The following is a 17061-nucleotide window of genomic DNA, read 5'->3' as shown; positions in this document are numbered from 1 at the left end:
GCGTGTCGGCCGTCGAGGACGCGTTCGCGGCCGTCAGCAAGTCCCAGGTCGCCTACGGATTCCTGCGGGAGCGCATAACGCGGCGCGAGCTGAGCCCCGGCTACCGGCTCGTGCTGCAGGGCATCGCCGACGAGCTCGGCATGAGCGTGGTGCCGGTGCGCGAGGCGATCCGGCGGCTGGAGGCCGAGGGGCTGGTGACCTACGAGCGCAACGTCGGCGCGCGCGTGGCGATGATCGACGAGCACGGCTACGTCCACGCCATGCAGGCGCTCGGGGTGGTCGAGGGCGCGGCGACCGGGCTCTCGGCGCCCGGCGTCTCCGCGGCCGACCTCGCGCGGGCCCGCGGCGTGAACGACCAGCTCCGCGCGCTGCTGGACCACTTCGACCCGCACGCCTTCACGGCGCTGAACCAGCGGTTCCACTCGGTGCTGTTCGAGTCGTGCCCCAACACGCTGCTGCTCGACATGGTGCACCGCGGCTGGGCCCAGCTCTCCGGGCTGCGCGACTCGACGTTCGCGTTCGTCCCCGGCCGGGCTCACGACTCCGTGGCCGAGCACGACCACATCCTCGACCTGATCGCCCGCGGGGCCGACCCGCTGGAGATCGAGATCGCGGCGCGCGACCACCGCTGGGCCACCATGCAGGCCTTCCTCGACTCGCGCGGCGACGGCGCCGCGCACCGCACGTCCCGACCCCCGGAGGCACCGTGACCGACCAGCCCGCCCGCCCCGCCGACCTGCCCGACCGCATCCGGCACTACATCGACGGCGTGTCCGTCGACTCGGTCGACGGCAGCACGTTCGACGTGCTCGACCCGGTGAGCAACGAGGTCTACGCGCGGGCCGCCGCCGGCCGGGCCGCGGACGTCGGGCGCGCGGTGGACGCCGCGCGCGTCGCGTTCACGGACGGGCCGTGGCCCCGCATGCTGCCGCGCGAGCGGTCGCGGGTGCTGCACCGGATCGCCGACATCGTCGAGTCCCGCGACGCGCGGCTGGCGGAGCTGGAGAGCTTCGACTCGGGCCTGCCCATCACCCAGGCCCTGGGCCAGGCGCGACGGGCCGCGGAGAACTTCCGGTTCTTCGCCGACCTGGTGGTGGCGCAGTCCGACGACACGTTCAAGGTGCCGGGCCGCCAGATCAACTACGTCAACCGCAAGCCCATCGGCGTCGCGGGCCTCATCACGCCCTGGAACACGCCGTTCATGCTGGAGTCCTGGAAGCTGGCCCCGGCACTGGCCACGGGCAACACCGTGGTGCTCAAGCCGGCCGAGTTCACGCCGTTGTCGGCCTCGCTGTGGGCCGGCATCTTCGAGGAGGCCGGGCTGCCGCGGGGTGTCTTCAACCTCGTCAACGGCCTGGGCGAGGAGGCGGGAGACGCGCTGGTGAAGCATCCCGGCGTGCCGCTGATCTCGTTCACGGGGGAGAGCAGCACGGGGCAGGTCATCTTCGCCAATGCCGCCCCGCACCTCAAGGGCCTGTCGATGGAGCTGGGCGGCAAGTCGCCGGCGGTCGTGTTCGCCGACGCCGACCTGGACGCGGCGATCGACGCGACGATCTTCGGCGTGTTCTCGCTCAACGGCGAGCGCTGCACCGCGGGCAGCCGCATCCTCGTGGAGCGGGCCGTGTACGACGAGTTCGTCGAGCGGTACGCGGCCCAGGCCGCGCGGGTGCGCGTGGGCTACCCGCACGACCCGGCCACCGAGGTCGGTGCGCTGGTGCACCCCGAGCACTTCGCGAAGGTCATGAGCTACGTGGAGATCGGCAAGACCGAGGGGCGCCTCGTGGCCGGCGGGGGCCGGCCGGAGGGCTTCGAGACCGGCAACTTCGTGGCGCCCACCGTGTTCGCGGACGTGCCGCCGTCGGCCCGGATCTTCCAGGAGGAGATCTTCGGCCCCGTCGTGGCGATCACGCCGTTCGACACCGAGGAGGAGGCGCTCGCCCTGGCCAACGGTGTGAAGTACGGGCTGGCCGCCTACGTGTGGACCAACGACCTCAAGCGCGCGCACACCTTCTCCCAGGCGATCGAGGCGGGCATGGTCTGGCTCAACTCGAACAACGTGCGCGACCTGCGCACGCCGTTCGGCGGCGTCAAGGACTCCGGCCTGGGCCACGAGGGCGGGTACCGCTCGATCGACTTCTACACGGACCAGCAGGCGGTGCACATCACGCTCGGCAAGGTCCACAACCCCACGTTCGGCAAGGGAGCCTGACGCATGACCGACACCACGATCCCCACGCCCCAGGCGCCGCCGCCCGACATCGTGCGGTGCGCGTCCATGGAGCTGGTCGTCACCGACCTGGCCGCCTCCCGGGACTTCTACGTGGACGTGCTGGGCCTGGTGGTCACCGAGGAGGACGAGCAGGCGGTCTACCTGCGCACGCTGGAGGAGTTCATCCATCACAACCTGGTGCTGCGCCAGGGGCCGACGGCGGCCGTGGCCGCCTTCTCCTACCGGGTGCGCACACCGGAGGACCTCGACCGGGCGGTCGCGTTCTACACCGAGCTCGGCTGCCGCGTGGAGCGGCGTGCGCACGGCTTCGTGCGCGGCGTCGGCGACTCGGTCCGCGTGACGGACCCGCTGGGCTTCCCGCAGGAGTTCTTCCACGCGGTCGAGCACGTCGAGCGGCTGGCCTGGCGGTACGACCTGCACACCCCCGGCGCCCTGGTGCGGCTGGACCACTTCAACCAGGTGACCCCGGACGTGCCGCGGGCCGTGCGGCACATGGAGGACCTCGGCTTCCGCGTCACCGAGGACATCCAGGACGGCGAGGGCACCACCTACGCCGCGTGGATGCGGCGCAAGCCCACCGTGCACGACACCGCGATGACCGGTGGTGACGGCCCCCGGATGCACCATGTCGCGTTCGCCACCCACGAGAAGCACAACATCATCGCGATCTGCGACAAGCTCGGCGCGCTGCGGCTGAGCGACCGCATCGAGCGCGGGCCGGGCCGGCACGGCGTGTCCAACGCCTTCTACCTGTACCTGCGCGACCCCGACGGGCACCGCGTCGAGATCTACACGCAGGACTACTGGACGGGCGACCCCGACAACCCCGTGGTGACCTGGGACGTGCACGACAACCAGCGCCGCGACTGGTGGGGCAACCCGGTGGTGCCGTCCTGGTACACCGAGGCGTCGCCCGTGCTGGACCTCGACGGCGTCCCGCAGCCGGTCGTCGCCCGCACGGACACCTCGGAGATGGCGGTGACCATCGGGGCCGACGGGTTCTCCTACACGCGCCCCGAGGACGCGGCCCGCGCCGCCGCCCACCCCGAGGACGACGTGCTGCCGTCCTGGAAGCAGGGCGAGTACAAGCTGGGGCACCAGCTGTGACGGGGGAGCGCACGCTGGACGACGACGCGGTGGCCACGATCGCCGACGAGCTGGCCGGGGCCGAGTCGGGGCGCACGATGGTGCCGCTCCTGACCGCCCGCCACCCGGGCATGACGGTCGAGGACGCCTATGCCGTGCAGAACACCTGGCGCCGCCGCGGCATCGAGGCCGGGCGGCGTCCCGTGGGCCGCAAGATCGGGCTCACCTCCAAGGTCATGCAGGCCGCGACCGGCATCACGGAACCCGACTACGGCGCGATCTTCGCCGACATGGTGCACGACAACGGGTCGGTCATCGAGCACGGCCGGTTCTCCAACGTGCGGATCGAGGTGGAGCTCGCCTTCGTGCTGCGCGAGCGCCTGAGCGGACCGCACGCCACCGTGTTCGACGTGCTGCGCGCCACCGAGTACGTGGTGCCCGCCCTGGAGATCCTGTCGTCGCGGATCGAGATGACCGGGCGCACCATCGTCGACACGATCAGCGACAACGCCGCCATGGGCGGCATGGTGCACGGCGGCAGCCCGGTGGAGCCCGGCGCGGTGGACCTGCGCTGGGTGTCCGCGCTCCTGTACCGCAACGAGGCCGTCGAGGAGTCCGGCGTGGCCGCCGCCGTGCTGGGCCACCCGGCCGCGGGCGTCGCGTGGCTCGCGAACAAGCTCGCCCGGCACGGTGACGTGCTGGAGGCGGGGGAGATCGTGCTGGCCGGCTCCTTCAGCCGCCCGGTGTGGGTGGAGCCCGGCGACACCGTGCTGGCCGACTACCGAGAGCTGGGGACCGTCTCGTGCCGCTTCGTGTGACCCTCCCGCCCACCTTCCGTGACCGCCTCGCTTCCGCCGGCCGGCCGCAGGCCGGCATGTGGGTCTGCTCGGGCAGCCCCGCTGCGGCGGAGATCTGCGCGGGCGCCGGCCTGGACTGGCTGCTGATCGACGGCGAGCACTCGCCGGTCGGCCTGGAGACCGTCACGGCCCTGCTCCGCGCGGTCGCGCCGTACCCCGTCACGCCGGTGGTGCGGGCGCCGTCGGGCGATGCCGTGGTGCTCAAGCAGCTCCTCGACCTGGGCGCCCAGAACGTGCTGGTGCCCATGGTGGACACGGCCGACCAGGCACGCGCGGTCGTCCGGGCGGTGCGCTACCCGCCCCGCGGCGTGCGCGGGGTGGGCAGCGCCCTGTCCCGCGGGGCGCGCTGGAACCGCGTCGAGGGCTACATGCGCGACGCCGACCGGTACGTGTCGCTGTTCGTGCAGGTCGAGTCGGCCGCGGCCGTCGAGAGCGCGGGGGAGATCGCCGCCGTCGACGGCATGGACGGCGTGTTCGTGGGACCGTCCGACCTGGCGGCCTCGATGGGGTTGCTGGGGCAGCAGGAGCACCCGGACGTGGTCGCCGCGGTGCACCGGGCGTTCGAGGCCGTGCGGTCGGCGGGCAAGCCCGTCGGCGTCAACGCCTTCGACCCCGCGCTCGCGCAGGCCTACCTGGACGCTGGGGCGTCGTTCGTGCTGGTCGGCGCCGACGTCGCGCTGCTCGCCCGCGGGTCGGAGGCCCTGGCGGACCGCTGGGCGGCACGGTGACCGGCTACCCCTCGGCGTAGGTCAGCGCGACCAGCCGGTCCCGGAGCCGCTCCAGCTCCCGCGGCGCCGGCTCCATGCCCCACACGGGCTGGGCGCTCACGCCGTCCGCGGCCGCCAGCACGAGCGCCAGCACGTCCTGCGGCAGGCCGTCCGCGCGGAGGTCCTCCTGCCAGCGCAGAGCGTCGGCGCGCGCCAGGTCGGTGATCGCCTCGACGCTGGACAGGTGCGCGAGCAGCACGAGCGCGTCGCGCGTCGCCGCCGCGTCCAGGGCCTCGTGGACCGAGACGCGCACGTACGCGCGCACCAGGCGCCCGGGCGCGTCGTCCGCCGGGTCGACGGCGGCCAGCACCGCCACCCGGAACCGTTCGAGCCACTCGCGGGCCAGCGCGAGGAGGAGCTCGTGCTTGCTGGCGAAGTGGTAGAGCAGCCCGCCCTTGGACACGCCGGCGCGGCGTGCGACGTCGTCGAGGGTCGCCGAGATGCCGCGCTCGCGGACCACCTCCGCCGCGGCGTCCAGCAGCGCGGCACGCGTCTGCTCGGGGTCCCTGCCTGCCGTCCTGCCCACGGGGGCACCACCTCACCTTCGGCACGAACTATAGGGGCCGGGGTTTCAAACTGTACCGGCTGGACGGTACAGTTGTCGTGTGACCGTCTCCCCTCCCGCCCTCTCCGCCCGTCGCCGGTGGTCCGCGCTGGCCGTCCTCGTGCTGGCGGTCGGCCTCCTCGCCATCGACGGGACCGTGCTCTACCTCGCCGTCCCGTCCCTGACCCGTGACCTCGAACCCACCGCCACGCAGGTGCTCTGGATCGGGGACATCTACTCCCTGGCCATCGCCGGCCTGCTCGTGGCCATGGGCACGCTGGCCGACCGGATCGGGCGCAAGCGCCTGCTGCTGATCGGCGCGACGGCGTTCGGTGCGGCGTCGGCGCTGGCCGCCTTCGCGCCCGACGCGGAGACCCTCATCGTCGCCCGGCTGCTGCTCGGCGTGGCGGGGGCCACGATCATGCCCTCGACGCTCTCCCTCATCCGCACGCTGTTCCCCGACGCCCGCGAGCGCAGCCGCGCCATCGCCGTGTGGTCGGCCGCGGCGGGCGGTGGTGCCGCCGTCGGCCCGCTGGTCGGTGGGGTGCTGCTCGAGCACTTCTGGTGGGGTTCGGTCTTCCTCGTCAACGTGCCCGTGGTGCTGGTGCTCGTCGTGGCCGGGGCGGTGCTGCTGCCCGAGGCCAAGGATCCCGACCCGGGTCGCCTGGACCTCCTGTCGGTGCTGCTGTCGTTCGCCGCCGTGATGCCGCTCGTGTGGTCCATCAAGCACGCGGCGTCCGACGGCGTGGACCTGCTCGCCGCCGGGGCGCTGGGCGTCGCGGTGGTCGCGGGCGTCTGGTTCGTGCGGCGGCAGGGCCGGCTCGCGGCGGACGGCCGCGGGCCGCTGCTCGACATCGGGCTGTTCCGGGTCCCGGCGTTCAGCGGTGCCGTGGCGGCCAACCTCATCGCGATCTTCGCGCTGACCGGCATGCTGTTCTTCTTCTCGCAGTACCTCCAGCTCGTGCGAGGTTTCTCGCCGCTGGTGGCGGGCGTGGCCGAGCTGCCCGCGACGATCGCGTCCATCGCGGTGGTGGCGATCGTGGGCTGGTCCGTGGCGCGCTTCGGCCGGGGCAACGCGATCGCCGTGGGCCTGGCCGTGACGGCCCTCGGGATGGTCGCCATCGCGGTGGCCGAGGGCGCCGACCACTACGCGTGGCTCGCGCTGGCCCTGGTGCCCGCGGGCCTGGGCGTCGGCCTGGCGATGACGCTGACGACGGACGCCGTGGTCAGCGCCGTGCCGCCCGCGAAGGCCGGGGGCGCGTCCGCGATCTCGGAGACGGCCTACGAGCTCGGGGTGGCCCTGGGCGTGGCCGTGCTCGGCTCGCTCGTCACGCTCGGGTACCAGGCGCGCGTCACGCTCCCGGCGGGCCTGCCCGCGGACATCGCCTCCGGGGCGTCGGACTCGCTCGCCTCCGCCGTGGCGCTCGCGGGGGACCGGGCGGACGTGCTGGAGGCCGCCCGGGAGGCGTTCGTGGCCTCGCTCCAGACGGCGTGCGTGGTGGCCGCGGTGCTCACGGCCCTCGCCGCCGTCGTGGCGTGGCGCCTGATCCCGAACGAGCGGTGAGCGGGCGGGTCAGAACCGGCCGGGCGCCGTGCGCCGGTGCCGCCCGCCCTGGTGGTCGTGCGCCGCGAGGCGCCGGCCCAGCCCGCGCAGCGCCCAGGACTCCTCGCGCACGTCGGCGAAGGCGCGCGTGCACCTGCCGCAGCCGTCCAGGTGTGCCTCGACGCGGCGCTGGCGGCTCGGTACCAGGCTGCCCTTGACGTAGTCGTACATCGCCGCACGGGTGGTGCGGCACGCGGGAGGCGGTACGGACCGGGTGCGGACCGGGCCGGGGCCGGCCGGGTCGTCCCGCCGACCGTCGGCGAGGGTCGAGAGCGCGGCGCGGAGGGCGGCGACGGCGGCCAGGCGTGCGGGGTCCGGGTGCGGGCCGCCGATCCACGAGCTGCTCGTGATCGTCACCCCGGTCCCGCCCCTCTCCGTGCGCGGTCGTTCAGGTCGCGGGGCAAGATTTCCACAGGCAACAGGGATCGTGTAGCAGCCGTGTGATATCTGCGACGGGGATCAGAGGGTCCCGCCGGCGGCCCGCGGGGCGGAGGCGGACTCACCGGCATCGCCGATGGTCTCGCGGGCCACGTAGTTCTCCAGGTCGAACAGGTTGTCGCCGGCACGCCGGGCGACCGTGAGCAGCGTGGTCGCCGCGGCGACCTCCTCCACCTGCTCCTCGAGGAACCACAGGAGGAACTGCTCGCCCAGGGCGTCGCCCTCCTCGCGGGCCGCCCGGAAGATCGCCTCGATCTGCCGCGTGACCTGCTGCTCCTGGTCCAGGGCGAGCTGGAGCGGCTCCACCACGTCCGCGAAGTCGTTGCGCACCGCGGGGGTGCCCGGGATCTGCACGGGCAGCGACCGGTCCAGGTGGTACTGGACGATCATCATGGCGTGGTTGCGCTCCTCGAGCGCCTGCCGGTAGAAGTGCGCCGCGAGCTGCGGCAGGTCGTGGCTGTCGAACCACACCGCGATCGCCACGTACTGGAGGTGGGCCGCGAGCTCGTGCCCCACCTGCTCGCCCAGCAGCCGCAGGTACTGCGAGTCCTGAGAGGTCGTCGTCATGCGACAACGCTACCCGGCGCACTGCCCCGTGGACACGGCGTCGTCCAGGGCGGCGGCGCGGTCGGCCACGGGTCGCAGCTCGGCGGTCGTCATGGCGTAGCCGACGTTCGGGTTGGTCTCGGCCCGCGCGAAGATGACGCCCGCCACCTCGCCGTCCGTGGTCAGCAGCGGCCCGCCCGAGTTGCCGGGCCGCACGACGGCGGCCAGCGAGTAGACCTCGCGCTCCGCACCGCCGCGGCCGTACGAGTCCGGCACGACCGTGGTGCTGACGTCGAGCACCCCGGCGCTGCCGGAGGTGAACGGTCCGCCGTAGGGATAGCCCTGCACGACGGCGCGGTCGCCGACCGCGAGGGTGGGCGCCACGGCGAGCGGGTCCGCGGCCAGGCCGTCGACGGCGATCACCGCGAGGTCGTCGACCGGGTCGTAGTAGACCACGCTGCCCTCCCGTACCTCGCCGCCGGGCAGCTCCACGACCGGCCGGTCCACCCCGGCCACGACGTGCGCGTTCGTCACCAGCCGGTCGTCCGCCACCACGAACCCCGACCCGGTCGAGCTCGTCCCGCACGCGTAGGCGATGCCCGAGATCCGGGCGACCGACTGTGCCGCCGCCTCCAGGCGCGGGTCGTCGAGCGCGACGGCGGGCACCTCGGCGTCCTGCCGCGGCACCGCCAGGATGTTCAGGCGCGGCAGGCCGTCGTCGAGCACGAACGCGCGGGCCTCGGCCAGCGGCCGGCCGATGGCGGGCGGCGTCAGCTCGTCGATGGTGCGCAGGACGGCGGACGACGACACCGCGGGCGCCACGCCGGGCACGCCGGTCGCGCCGACGGCGTGGCCGACGAACGAGAGGGCCAGGGCGACGACCCCCACGTTGGCCACCCCGCCCAGCAGCCGTTCGAGCGGGCGCAGCGCCGTGCGGTCCACGCCTCGGCGCAGGTCCCGGCCCAGCCCGGCGCCGACGGAGGCGCCGAGCATCGGCAGCAGCACGGCGACGGCGATGGACACCGGCCCCCGCCACTGCGCCGACGGCAGCGCGTCGTTGACGGCGGGGACCGCCCAGAAGGCCGCGACGCCTCCGATGACGAGGCCGGCCAGGCCGCCGAGCGTGGCCAGGAGGCCCCGGCTGAGGCCGGTCATCAGCGCGATGAAGAGCACCGCGAGAAGCACCAGGTCGACGAACGTCATGGGGGCTCCTTGGTCGGGGCAGGCGAGCGCCGGCCGGGTGGACGAGACGACCGTAGACGCTGAACCTGGGCCGCGCGCCCGGCGACCCACGTCCATCACGCGATCCGCAGATTCCCGGCCGGACGTTCACAGGTGCGCTCGCCGGTCTGTCGCGCGGAAAAAGGCTGGGGTGCGTGCGGGCAGCGCTGCTACGGTCCCGGTCATCATGATCGAGGTCGACAGACTGTAGCCACCGGGCGGCCGGTGGCCGGCACTCCCTGGGACGCGTGCTCGCCGTCCCGGCGCTGCAGTCCCCTTCCGTGGGCCCTGGCCCCGGCACGCCCGCGACGCACCGACCATCGGTCTGGTCCCTGCGCCTGCCGCGCGCGGTCGACGGTCCGCGTCGTGGTCTCCCCGTGACGACCCCCTCCGGCTCCCCGGCGGTTCGCGCACGTCCCCGTGCCCCGCCGCGCCTCGACGACGCCCCGTGCCTCCCGGGCCACGCCCGTGGTCGGTTGCTCCCCGCTGATCAGCAACCGTTCACGAAAGGCACTCCCATGCAGCACCGCACCTCCCGCTCGCGTACCCGGCACCGTCGTGCCCACTGGAAGGCGAGCCCGCCCGTCCTCGCCCGCTGCGCCAACCCCCGGTGCGCGAAGCTCGTACCGCCGCACCGCGCGTGCCCGTACTGCGGTCTCTACCGGGGCCGCGAGGTGCTGCCCGCGACGGACGGTGACACATGAACGCGCTCACCGTCCGGAGCCGGTGGATGCGCCTGCGCGAGCACCTGTCCGCGACCGGTGTGCCGGACTACCGGTTCCGGCAGGTCGTCGCCGCGTGGCGGGGGTCGACGGCGGAGACGTTCGCGGACATCCGTGCCCTCCCGCCGGACCTGCGCTCCGACCTGGCCGACCGGTTCGGGTCCCGCCTCCATCCCCTGGACGAGGTCGCGGTGCAGCACGACGAGCACGTCGAGAAGGTGCTGTTCGCGGCGGAGTCCGGCGCGCGCATCGAGACGGTGGTGTCGCACTACCGGGCCGGCTGGGACTCGATGTGCGTGTCCTCGCAGGCCGGCTGCGGGCTGGGCTGCACGTTCTGCGCCACCGGCGCGGTCGGGCTGGTCCGCAACCTCACGGCCGACGAGATCACGGCGCAGGTGATGCACCCCCGGTGGACGCGCGACGGCCTGCCCCGGCCGGCGAGCGTGGCCTTCATGGGCATGGGGGAGGCGCTGGCCAACCCGCACGTGTTCGACGCGCTGACCCTGCTCACGGACCCGGCGTTCGCCGGTCTGGCGGCCCGGCGCGTCACGGTCTCGACGGTCGGGTTCGCGCCGAACCTGGCGCGGCTGGTGACCGAGCACCCCCAGGTGACGGTCACGCTCTCGGTGCACTCACCGTTCCCGGAGCAGCGGGCCGCCCTCATCCCGCTCGAACGGCGCTACCCGCTGGCCGAGAACCTTGCCGTCCTCGACCGGCACGTCGCCACCAGCCGGCGCAAGGTCTACCTCGCCTACCTGCTCATCGCAGGTGTCAACGACGGCGAGGCCGACCTGGCGGCGCTGGCGGGGCTGGTGCGGCAGCGCTCGCGGCCCGAGCTGTTCCACGTGAGCGTGATCCGGTACAACGAGGCGGCAGGGGCGGACCCGTCCTACCGCGCGCCGACCACCCGGCACGTCGACGGTTTCGTGCACGGGCTGCGTGCCCGGGGCGTGCACGCGACCCGGCGGCGTCAGCTCGGCACGGGCATCGACGCGGCGTGCGGGCAGCTCCACGCCCGCTACCTGCAGCCCGGGTGACCTGCCGGACGGACAGGTCGTCCCGGTGACCTGTCCGTCCGGCCGACGGGTCAGGCGAGCGGCGCGCGGAGCACCTCGACGCCGAGGGCCTCGATCCGGGCGGCATCGGGCTCCTCCAGGCCCGGATCGCTGATCACGGTGTCGAGCTCGTCCAGGGACAGCACGCGGTACTTGGCGTAGCGCCCGAACTTGCCGCTGTCGGCGAGCAGCACCGTCGTCGTCGCCGAGGCCATGGCCGCGCGCTTGGCCTCGATCTTCGCCTCGACCGGGGTCGTGACGCCGTGGCGCGCGTCCCAGGAGCTGGAGGACAGGAACGCGACGTCGAGCGACAGCTCGGCGAGCGTCAGGGCGGCGAGCCGGCCGATCGTGGACTGGTTGTCCGGGTCGACCCGCCCGCCCACGCTGATGAGGTCCACGCTCGGGTGGTCGAGGAACGCGAGCACCGTGCTGAGGTCGTTGGAGACCACGGTCAGCCCCGTGCGCTGCTCCAGGAACGGGCGCATGGCCTGCACGGTGGTGCCGGCATCGAGGTAGACGGTCATCGAGTCGGTGACCAGCTCGGCCGCCGCGCGGGCGATCGCCGTCTTCTCGGGCAGCCCGGTGACCGCCTTCTCGGCCCGGCGGGGCTCGTCGAGCAGCCGGGTCGCCAGCGTCGCGCCGCCCTGGGTCGCCCGGACGCGCCCCTGCTCGGCGAGCACGGCCACGTCGCGCCGCGCGGTCATCTGGCTGATGCCGAGCAGCTCGGTGATCTGCCGGTAGCTGAGCACCTGCTCGGTGCGCAGGTGGCGCAGGATCTGCTGCCTGCGCTGCTCCGGGATCAACCCCGTCGTCTTCGCCATCATCGCCTCCCGCGCGTCAGTCTAGGGTTCCGGCGTCCACGGGCTGTCCCAGCGTCGCGCCAGCTCAGCGATCTGGTCGGGCGTGAGCTCGCGGCGCGGTGACCCGGCGGTGAGCAGGGCGATCCGGCACGCCTCCTCCAGCTCGGTGGCCCGGTCGACGGCCTCGTCCAGGTCGGCCCCCGCCACCACGGCGCCGTGGCTGGCGAGCAGCGCGGCGCGCAGCGGCCACGGGGCGGCCAGCAGGTCGTCGCCCAGGGCCGGGTCACCGGGGTGGCGGTAGGGGAGCAGGGGCGCCTGTCCCACCCGCATCACGAAGTACGGGGTGAGCGGAGGGACGGCGTTGTGCGCGGCCCACGGTTCCAGGCACGCCAGGGCGACGGCGTGCGGCGAGTGCAGGTGCACCACGGCCCGGAACGCGGCGTCGCGCCGGTAGAACGCGACGTGCAGCGGGGTCTCCTTGGAGGCGCGCGCGCCGCCCAGGTGGCTGCCGTCGAGCCCGACGTGCGCCAGGTCCGCCTCGGACAGCCGGCCCAGCGACGAGCCGGTGCCGCTGATCAGGATGCGGTCGCCGTCCAGCACGCTGACGTTGCCGCTGCTGCCCGGGCTCAGGCCCGCCGCGACGAGGCGGCGGCCGGCGTCCGCGAGCGCGTCGGCGGGGCTCATCGCAGCACCTCCCACGCCGCGGTGAACAGGTCGGCGCCGCCGAAGTTGCCGCTCTTGAGGGCGAGCGCGACCGTCCGGTCGCCGGCGCTGCCCGTGGCCCAGCACACGCCGGGCGCGAGCTCGGGCCCGATGCGCAGCGCGTCCACGCCCAGGGCGCGCACCACCGCACCGCTGCTCTCACCTCCCGCGACGACGAGCGCCGTCACCGTGCCCCGCTCGACCAGCCGCCGCGCCACCTCGGCGAGCACCCGCTCGACCACGGGCGCGACCGCCACGCCGTCCACCTCGGGCCGCACGTCGGCACGCTCGCGCGCCGCGCACACCACCGGGTACGACGCCGCGTCCTGCCGCTCGACCCAGTCGACCAGGTCCGCCGCGGTGGCCTGCTCGTCGGCCACGGCCGCGGCCAGGTCGACGGTCCGCACCGGCTGGGTGCGGGCGGCGTCGGCCACCTGGCCGAGCGTCGCCGTCGACACGCTGCCGCACAGGACGACGCCCCGACCGGTGCGGGGCGGGGACCACCGCTCGTCGGGCAGGCCCGGGCCGGCGATGCCGAGGGCGAGGCCGGAGCCCCCGGAGACGAGCCGGTCGCCGGCGGTGGCGGCCCCGATCGTGACGAGGTCGTCGTCCGAGACGGCGTCCACGACGACGTAGCGCGCCCCGGCCGCGTCCAGGGAGTCCCGCACGGCGCCCGCGCCCTCGTGCACGGTCGCCAGCGGCACCTCCGCGACGTCGTGGGCGGTCTGGGGCCGTAGCAGGTCCGCCACCCGGGAGCGGGTCATGGGCGTGAGCGGGTGGTGCCGCATCGAGGAGTTCTCCAGCAGGTCCGGGCCCACGAACAGGTGCCCCTGGTAGACCGTGCGGCCGTTGGCGGGCAGGGCGGGTACGACGACGGCGCGCCCGGCCCCGACGGCGTCCGACACCGCGTCCAGGACGGGCCCGATGTTGCCCTCGTCCGTCGAGTCGAAGGTGGAGCAGTACTTCACGTAGAAGCGCGTGGCCCCCCAGGAGCGCAGGCGCGCCAGCGCGTCGAGCGACGCCTCGACCGCCTCGGCGCGCGGCGCCGTGCGCGTCTTGAGCGCGACGACGACGGCGTCGGCCGCACGGAGCTGGTCGGGGCTGAGCGTGCCGTTCTCGATGACGACACTGACGCGGTGGCCGGACCTGCGCAGCATCGTGGCGAGGTCGGTGGCGCCGGTGAAGTCGTCGGCGATGGATCCGAGCATGATCAGATCTTCTCACACGCTGTGACGATCTGATGCGAAGTTGGACGATTCTAGAAACTGTGGCACAGTGGCCGCCAGCCCGCTCGAACGCCGAGCAGGTGCACGACGATCGGAACAACGGTGATCCTTCATCACGTCTCCCGGACGCGCGCCCCGGTGCGCGTCGCCCTGACGGGGGCCAACGGCGGCTACGGCCGCACGTTCCTCGCCCAGCTCGCCCTGACCCCCGAGATCCGCCCGGCGGTCCTGGTGGACCCCGACGTCGCGGGCGTGCGCCGCATGCTCGACGACCTCGGCTACCCGGCCGAGCGTGTCGGCGAGTCCGCCGACCCCGAGACCACCGCCCGCCTGGTGCGCGAGGGGCGCACCGCCCTGCTCGCCTCCGCGGACGCCCTGGACTGGGCGAGCCTCGACGTGCTCGTCGAGGCCTGCGGCCGGGTCGCGGCCGGGTACGGGTACGCCTCGGCGGCCCTCGCGCACGGCACGCACGTGGTCATGGTGAGCAAGGAGGTCGACACCGTCGTGGGCGTCGCGCTCGGTGAGCTCGCCGCCGCGAACGGCCTCAGCTACCTCCCGGGCGACGGCGACCAGCCCGCCAACCTGCTGCGCCTGGTCGACTGGGTCAGCGCCGTCGGCCTCGACATCGTCGCGATCGGCAAGTCGGGGGAGTACGACCTGGAGCTCGACCCCGTTACCGGCTGCGTCACGCAGGCCGGCGTGACCGTCGACGCCCCCGCGCTGGCCGGCCTGCTGGAGCTCGGCGACGACGTGCCCGGCACGCTCGCCCGCCGCGCCGAGGCCGTGCGGGACCTCAAGCGGGCCGCCGCCGCGGACCACTGCGAGATGACGGTCGTCGCGACCCGGACCGGCGCCCGCGCCGACGTCGAGGCCATGCACTACCCCGTGGCCCGCATCGCCGAGCTCGCCGACATCTACGCGGCGCGCGAGGACGGCGGCATCCTCGCGCACGACGGCGTGGTGGACGTCTTCTCGGCGCTGCGCCTGCCCGGCGAGGCGAGCTTCGCGGGCGGCGTCTTCGCCGTCGTGCGCACGGGCGACCCCGCGACCTGGGAGCTGCTGCGCGGCAAGGGGCACGTGGTCAGCCGGGACGGCCGCTACGCGTGCGTGTACTGGCCGTACCACTACATGGGCGTCGAGACGCCGCTGACCGTGCACGCCGCCGTCGACCGCGCGCCCGCACCCCGGGCGCGCTGGACCACCCTGCTCGCCGCGCGCGCGACGGACGGCCTCGCGGCCGGCACCGAGCTGCGCGTCCAGGGCCACCACCACGAGATCGACGGCGTCGCCCCGGTGCTGCTGGACCCCGCGGCGCTCGACGACCCCGAGGGCGTCGCCCCCTACTACCTGCTCGACGGCGCGCGCCTGACGCGCCCCGTCGAGCCCGGCGGCCTCATCGGCCTGGACGACGTCGAGGGCGTCGATGAGCCGGCGCTGGCCGCCTACCGCCAGGGCATCGCCCGCACCACCACGAACGGAGACGATCGATGACGATTCTCGCCCTGTCCGCGCACGCCGTGCCGCCCCGAGGGGAGCGTGCGGCATGACCGCCGAGATCATCGCCCTCATCGGGCTCGCCGCCGTCTTCGGCATCTCGGCGGTGCGCAACATCCACATGGGCGCGCTCGCCCTGGTCGCCTCGTTCATCGTGGGCATCGGCGTGGTGGGGGAGGGCCTGGACGACGTGCTGGGCGGGTTCCCCGTCGACGCCCTCATCATCCTGCTGGGCATCACCTACCTGTTCGGGATCGCGCGCGAGACCGGCACGATCGACTGGCTCGTGGACCGCTCGCTCGGGCTCATCGGCGACCGCGTGGCACTGCTGCCCTGGGGCCTGTGGCTGATCGCCACCGGCGTGGCCTGCCTCGGTACCTCGCACGCGGCGTTCGCCGTGGTGCCGATCGCGATGAGCCTCGCCGCGACCCACCGGATCAACTCGACCATGATGGCCATCGCGATGAGCTCCGCCATCGTCGGTGGCGCGCTCGCGCCCACCAGCATCGTGGGCATCACCGTGCAGACCGTGGCCTCCTCCGCGGACCTGCGGTACGACGCCGGCCTGATGTTCGGGCTGTCGGTCGGGATCAACGCGCTGGTCGTGCTCGTGGCGTTCTTCATGTTCGGCGGGCGGGAGCTCATCCAGCGGTCGCGCGGGGCCGGTTCGGGTTCCGGGGTCTCGCCGGAGGGCGGGGCCGGTGGGGGTGCGGGTGCCGGTTCTGGCTCCGGCTCTGGTGCCGGTGGCGGTGGTGGCGGTGGTGGCGCCGGTGGCGGTGGGACCGCGACGGCGACGCTCACGCGGGCCGAGGCGCCGGCGACGCCGGCCAGGGCGACGGGCATGCAGGTGCTCGTCATGGCCTCGATCGTGGTGCTGATCGGCGGGTTCTTCCTGCTCACGCAGCTCGACGTGGACATCAACCTGGGCGTGGTCGCGCTGACCATCGCGGTGATCCTCGCGCTGGTGGACCCCGGCGTCGGACGACGCGCCATGACCAAGGTCGACTGGAGCACCATCCTGCTGCTGGGCGGCATCATCACGTACGTCGAGGTGCTGACCCGGCTCGGCGCCATCGACCAGCTCGGCGAGGCCGCCCGCTCCGTGAGCGACCCGCTCGTGGCTGCGTTCGTCATCTGCGTGGTGGCCGGCCTGGTGTCGGCGTTCGCCTCCACGATCGGCATCATCGGGGCGCTCGTCCCGCTGGCCGTCCCGCTGCTCGTGCCCGGCGGCGGCCTGGAGATGACCGGGTTCATCTACGCGCTGGCGATCTCGGCCTCGCTCGTGGACTGCGCCCCGTTCGGCACCACCGGCGCGACCATCGTGGCGTCCACGGTGGAGGCGGACCGGCCACGGGTGAACCGGAACCTGACCGTCTGGGGCCTGTCGATGGTGATCATCACCCCGGTGGTGACGCTGCTGACGATGGTGGTGCCGTTCCTCTGGGCTTGACGCCGGGGCGGCCGGGGGCTGGGGTGCCTCGGGGGAGTGGGTTCGGGCTGGCGTGAGTTGGGTTGGCGTGAGCTGGGCTGGGTTGGGCTTGGCCGGGTTGGGTTTGGCTGGGCTTGGCCGGGTCGGGCTGGGCTGGGGGCGTCGGCTGGCCTGGGCTGGCGGCGTTGGGCCGGTCTGGTTCGGTCCCTTGCACCCGCTGGGCTGTGGTGTTCGGTCGGTTGCCTCGAGATCGGTCCATCGATGGACCGATCTCGAGGCAACCCAACCAACAAAGCGGCCTGCAGGTCACCCCTTGAGCCCCCGGTGACCCCGGCCCTGCA

General features: G+C 74.0%; 17 protein-coding genes. 10 read left to right on the top strand and 7 right to left on the bottom strand.

What is annotated here, in order from left to right; translation table 11 throughout:
* Window positions 1-2 precede the first annotated feature (2 nt).
* The 5 genes from ACIG47_RS24515 (at window position 3) to ACIG47_RS24495 (ending at window position 4901) form a co-directional block, all read left to right on the top strand.
* Window positions 3-710, top strand: a complete 708-nt coding sequence (locus ACIG47_RS24515) for a GntR family transcriptional regulator (protein ID WP_397433738.1) — start codon at window positions 3-5, stop codon at window positions 708-710.
* Window positions 707-2209: a 5-carboxymethyl-2-hydroxymuconate semialdehyde dehydrogenase gene (gene hpaE / locus ACIG47_RS24510; protein ID WP_397433690.1), complete on the top strand. Its 1503-nt coding sequence runs from the start codon at window positions 707-709 to the stop codon at window positions 2207-2209. Before ACIG47_RS24515 ends, hpaE begins: the two co-directional genes overlap by 4 nt.
* Window positions 2210-2212: 3 nt before the next feature.
* Window positions 2213-3337, top strand: a complete 1125-nt coding sequence (gene hpaD / locus ACIG47_RS24505; RefSeq protein WP_397433689.1) for a 3,4-dihydroxyphenylacetate 2,3-dioxygenase — start codon at window positions 2213-2215, stop codon at window positions 3335-3337.
* Window positions 3338-3414: 77 nt separating this feature from the next.
* Window positions 3415-4134, top strand: a complete 720-nt coding sequence (locus ACIG47_RS24500) for a fumarylacetoacetate hydrolase family protein (RefSeq protein WP_397433737.1) — start codon at window positions 3415-3417, stop codon at window positions 4132-4134.
* Window positions 4119-4901 carry an HpcH/HpaI aldolase/citrate lyase family protein gene (locus ACIG47_RS24495; RefSeq protein WP_397433687.1) on the top strand — a complete coding sequence of 261 codons (783 nt, stop codon included), beginning with the start codon at window positions 4119-4121 and terminating at the stop codon, window positions 4899-4901. The genes ACIG47_RS24500 and ACIG47_RS24495 overlap by 16 nt, the downstream gene beginning before the upstream one ends.
* Window positions 4902-4905: 4 nt before the next feature.
* On the opposite strand, the gene ACIG47_RS24490 is transcribed toward ACIG47_RS24495, so the two are convergent.
* Entirely contained in the window at window positions 4906-5466 is a 561-nt protein-coding gene (locus ACIG47_RS24490; RefSeq protein WP_397433686.1) for a TetR/AcrR family transcriptional regulator, read from the bottom strand.
* 79 nt (window positions 5467-5545) lie between these two features.
* Between ACIG47_RS24490 and ACIG47_RS24485 the strand changes: the two genes are divergently transcribed.
* Complete coding sequence (locus ACIG47_RS24485; RefSeq protein WP_397433684.1) at window positions 5546-7048, top strand: MFS transporter; 1503 nt, start codon at window positions 5546-5548, stop codon at window positions 7046-7048.
* Window positions 7049-7057: 9 nt separating this feature from the next.
* Here the strand turns inward: ACIG47_RS24485 and ACIG47_RS24480 are convergent, their stop codons facing one another.
* The 3 genes from ACIG47_RS24480 to ACIG47_RS24470 all read right to left on the bottom strand — a co-directional run bounded on the left by ACIG47_RS24480 (window position 7058) and on the right by ACIG47_RS24470 (window position 9274).
* A complete protein-coding gene (locus ACIG47_RS24480; RefSeq protein ID WP_397433683.1) occupies window positions 7058-7444 on the bottom strand; it encodes a zf-HC2 domain-containing protein in 387 nt (128 codons plus the stop codon).
* 102 nt (window positions 7445-7546) lie between these two features.
* Complete coding sequence (locus ACIG47_RS24475; protein WP_397415522.1) at window positions 7547-8092, bottom strand: ferritin; 546 nt, start codon at window positions 8090-8092, stop codon at window positions 7547-7549.
* Between the two features lie 9 nt (window positions 8093-8101).
* Window positions 8102-9274 (bottom strand): MarP family serine protease, encoded by a 1173-nt coding sequence (locus ACIG47_RS24470; protein ID WP_397433681.1) that lies wholly within the window; start codon window positions 9272-9274, stop codon window positions 8102-8104.
* A gap of 536 nt (window positions 9275-9810) precedes the next feature.
* On the opposite strand from ACIG47_RS24470, the gene rpmF reads away from it, so the two are divergent.
* Both rpmF and ACIG47_RS24460 read left to right on the top strand, forming a co-directional pair.
* Window positions 9811-9996, top strand: coding sequence for a 50S ribosomal protein L32 (gene rpmF, locus ACIG47_RS24465; RefSeq protein ID WP_397433679.1), 186 nt, complete (start codon window positions 9811-9813; stop codon window positions 9994-9996).
* Window positions 9993-11051, top strand: a complete 1059-nt coding sequence (locus ACIG47_RS24460) for a radical SAM protein (RefSeq protein WP_397433678.1) — start codon at window positions 9993-9995, stop codon at window positions 11049-11051. The genes rpmF and ACIG47_RS24460 overlap by 4 nt, the downstream gene beginning before the upstream one ends.
* Window positions 11052-11101: 50 nt before the next feature.
* Here the strand turns inward: ACIG47_RS24460 and ACIG47_RS24455 are convergent, their stop codons facing one another.
* Genes ACIG47_RS24455 through otnK form a run of 3 tightly spaced genes read right to left on the bottom strand, consistent with a single transcriptional unit; the run spans window position 11102 to window position 13779 of the window.
* Complete coding sequence (locus ACIG47_RS24455; RefSeq protein WP_397415530.1) at window positions 11102-11890, bottom strand: DeoR/GlpR family DNA-binding transcription regulator; 789 nt, start codon at window positions 11888-11890, stop codon at window positions 11102-11104.
* A 21-nt stretch (window positions 11891-11911) separates the two neighbouring features.
* Entirely contained in the window at window positions 11912-12553 is a 642-nt protein-coding gene (locus tag ACIG47_RS24450) for a class II aldolase/adducin family protein (protein ID WP_397433677.1), read from the bottom strand.
* The gene (otnK, locus tag ACIG47_RS24445) at window positions 12550-13779 is read right to left on the bottom strand and encodes a 3-oxo-tetronate kinase (protein WP_397433676.1); all 1230 of its coding nucleotides are present in this window, start codon (window positions 13777-13779) and stop codon (window positions 12550-12552) included. Before otnK ends, ACIG47_RS24450 begins: the two co-directional genes overlap by 4 nt.
* 120 nt (window positions 13780-13899) lie before the next feature.
* On the opposite strand from otnK, the gene ACIG47_RS24440 reads away from it, so the two are divergent.
* Together ACIG47_RS24440 and ACIG47_RS24435 are read left to right on the top strand one after the other, a co-directional pair.
* Window positions 13900-15288, top strand: a complete 1389-nt coding sequence (locus ACIG47_RS24440) for a homoserine dehydrogenase (RefSeq protein ID WP_397433675.1) — start codon at window positions 13900-13902, stop codon at window positions 15286-15288.
* Between the two features lie 52 nt (window positions 15289-15340).
* Complete coding sequence (locus ACIG47_RS24435; protein ID WP_397433673.1) at window positions 15341-16741, top strand: SLC13 family permease; 1401 nt, start codon at window positions 15341-15343, stop codon at window positions 16739-16741.
* Window positions 16742-17061 lie beyond the last annotated feature (320 nt).

Origin of the sequence: Promicromonospora sp. NPDC052451 (assembly GCF_044547525.1) — a bacterium.
Taxonomy (GTDB): Bacteria; Actinomycetota; Actinomycetes; order Actinomycetales; family Cellulomonadaceae; genus Promicromonospora.
Note: the sequence above shows the minus strand (reverse complement) of the source record. Positions and strands in the feature narration are given on the sequence as shown.

Bases quoted from the DNA above. Each gene is read 5' to 3' on its own strand.
- ACIG47_RS24475 (WP_397415522.1), bottom strand. From the start codon at position 8,092: ATGACGACGACCTCTCAGGACTCGCAGTACCTGCGGCTGCTGGGCGAG.
- ACIG47_RS24450 (WP_397433677.1), bottom strand. From the start codon at position 12,553: ATGAGCCCCGCCGACGCGCTCGCGGACGCCGGCCGCCGCCTCGTCGCG.
- ACIG47_RS24455 (WP_397415530.1), bottom strand. From the start codon at position 11,890: ATGGCGAAGACGACGGGGTTGATCCCGGAGCAGCGCAGGCAGCAGATC.
- hpaD (WP_397433689.1), top strand. From the start codon at position 2,213: ATGACCGACACCACGATCCCCACGCCCCAGGCGCCGCCGCCCGACATC.
- otnK (WP_397433676.1), bottom strand. From the start codon at position 13,779: ATGCTCGGATCCATCGCCGACGACTTCACCGGCGCCACCGACCTCGCC.
- ACIG47_RS24500 (WP_397433737.1), top strand. From the start codon at position 3,415: ATGGTGCCGCTCCTGACCGCCCGCCACCCGGGCATGACGGTCGAGGAC.
- rpmF (WP_397433679.1), top strand. From the start codon at position 9,811: ATGCAGCACCGCACCTCCCGCTCGCGTACCCGGCACCGTCGTGCCCAC.
- ACIG47_RS24435 (WP_397433673.1), top strand. From the start codon at position 15,341: ATGACCGCCGAGATCATCGCCCTCATCGGGCTCGCCGCCGTCTTCGGC.
- ACIG47_RS24460 (WP_397433678.1), top strand. From the start codon at position 9,993: ATGAACGCGCTCACCGTCCGGAGCCGGTGGATGCGCCTGCGCGAGCAC.
- ACIG47_RS24470 (WP_397433681.1), bottom strand. From the start codon at position 9,274: ATGACGTTCGTCGACCTGGTGCTTCTCGCGGTGCTCTTCATCGCGCTG.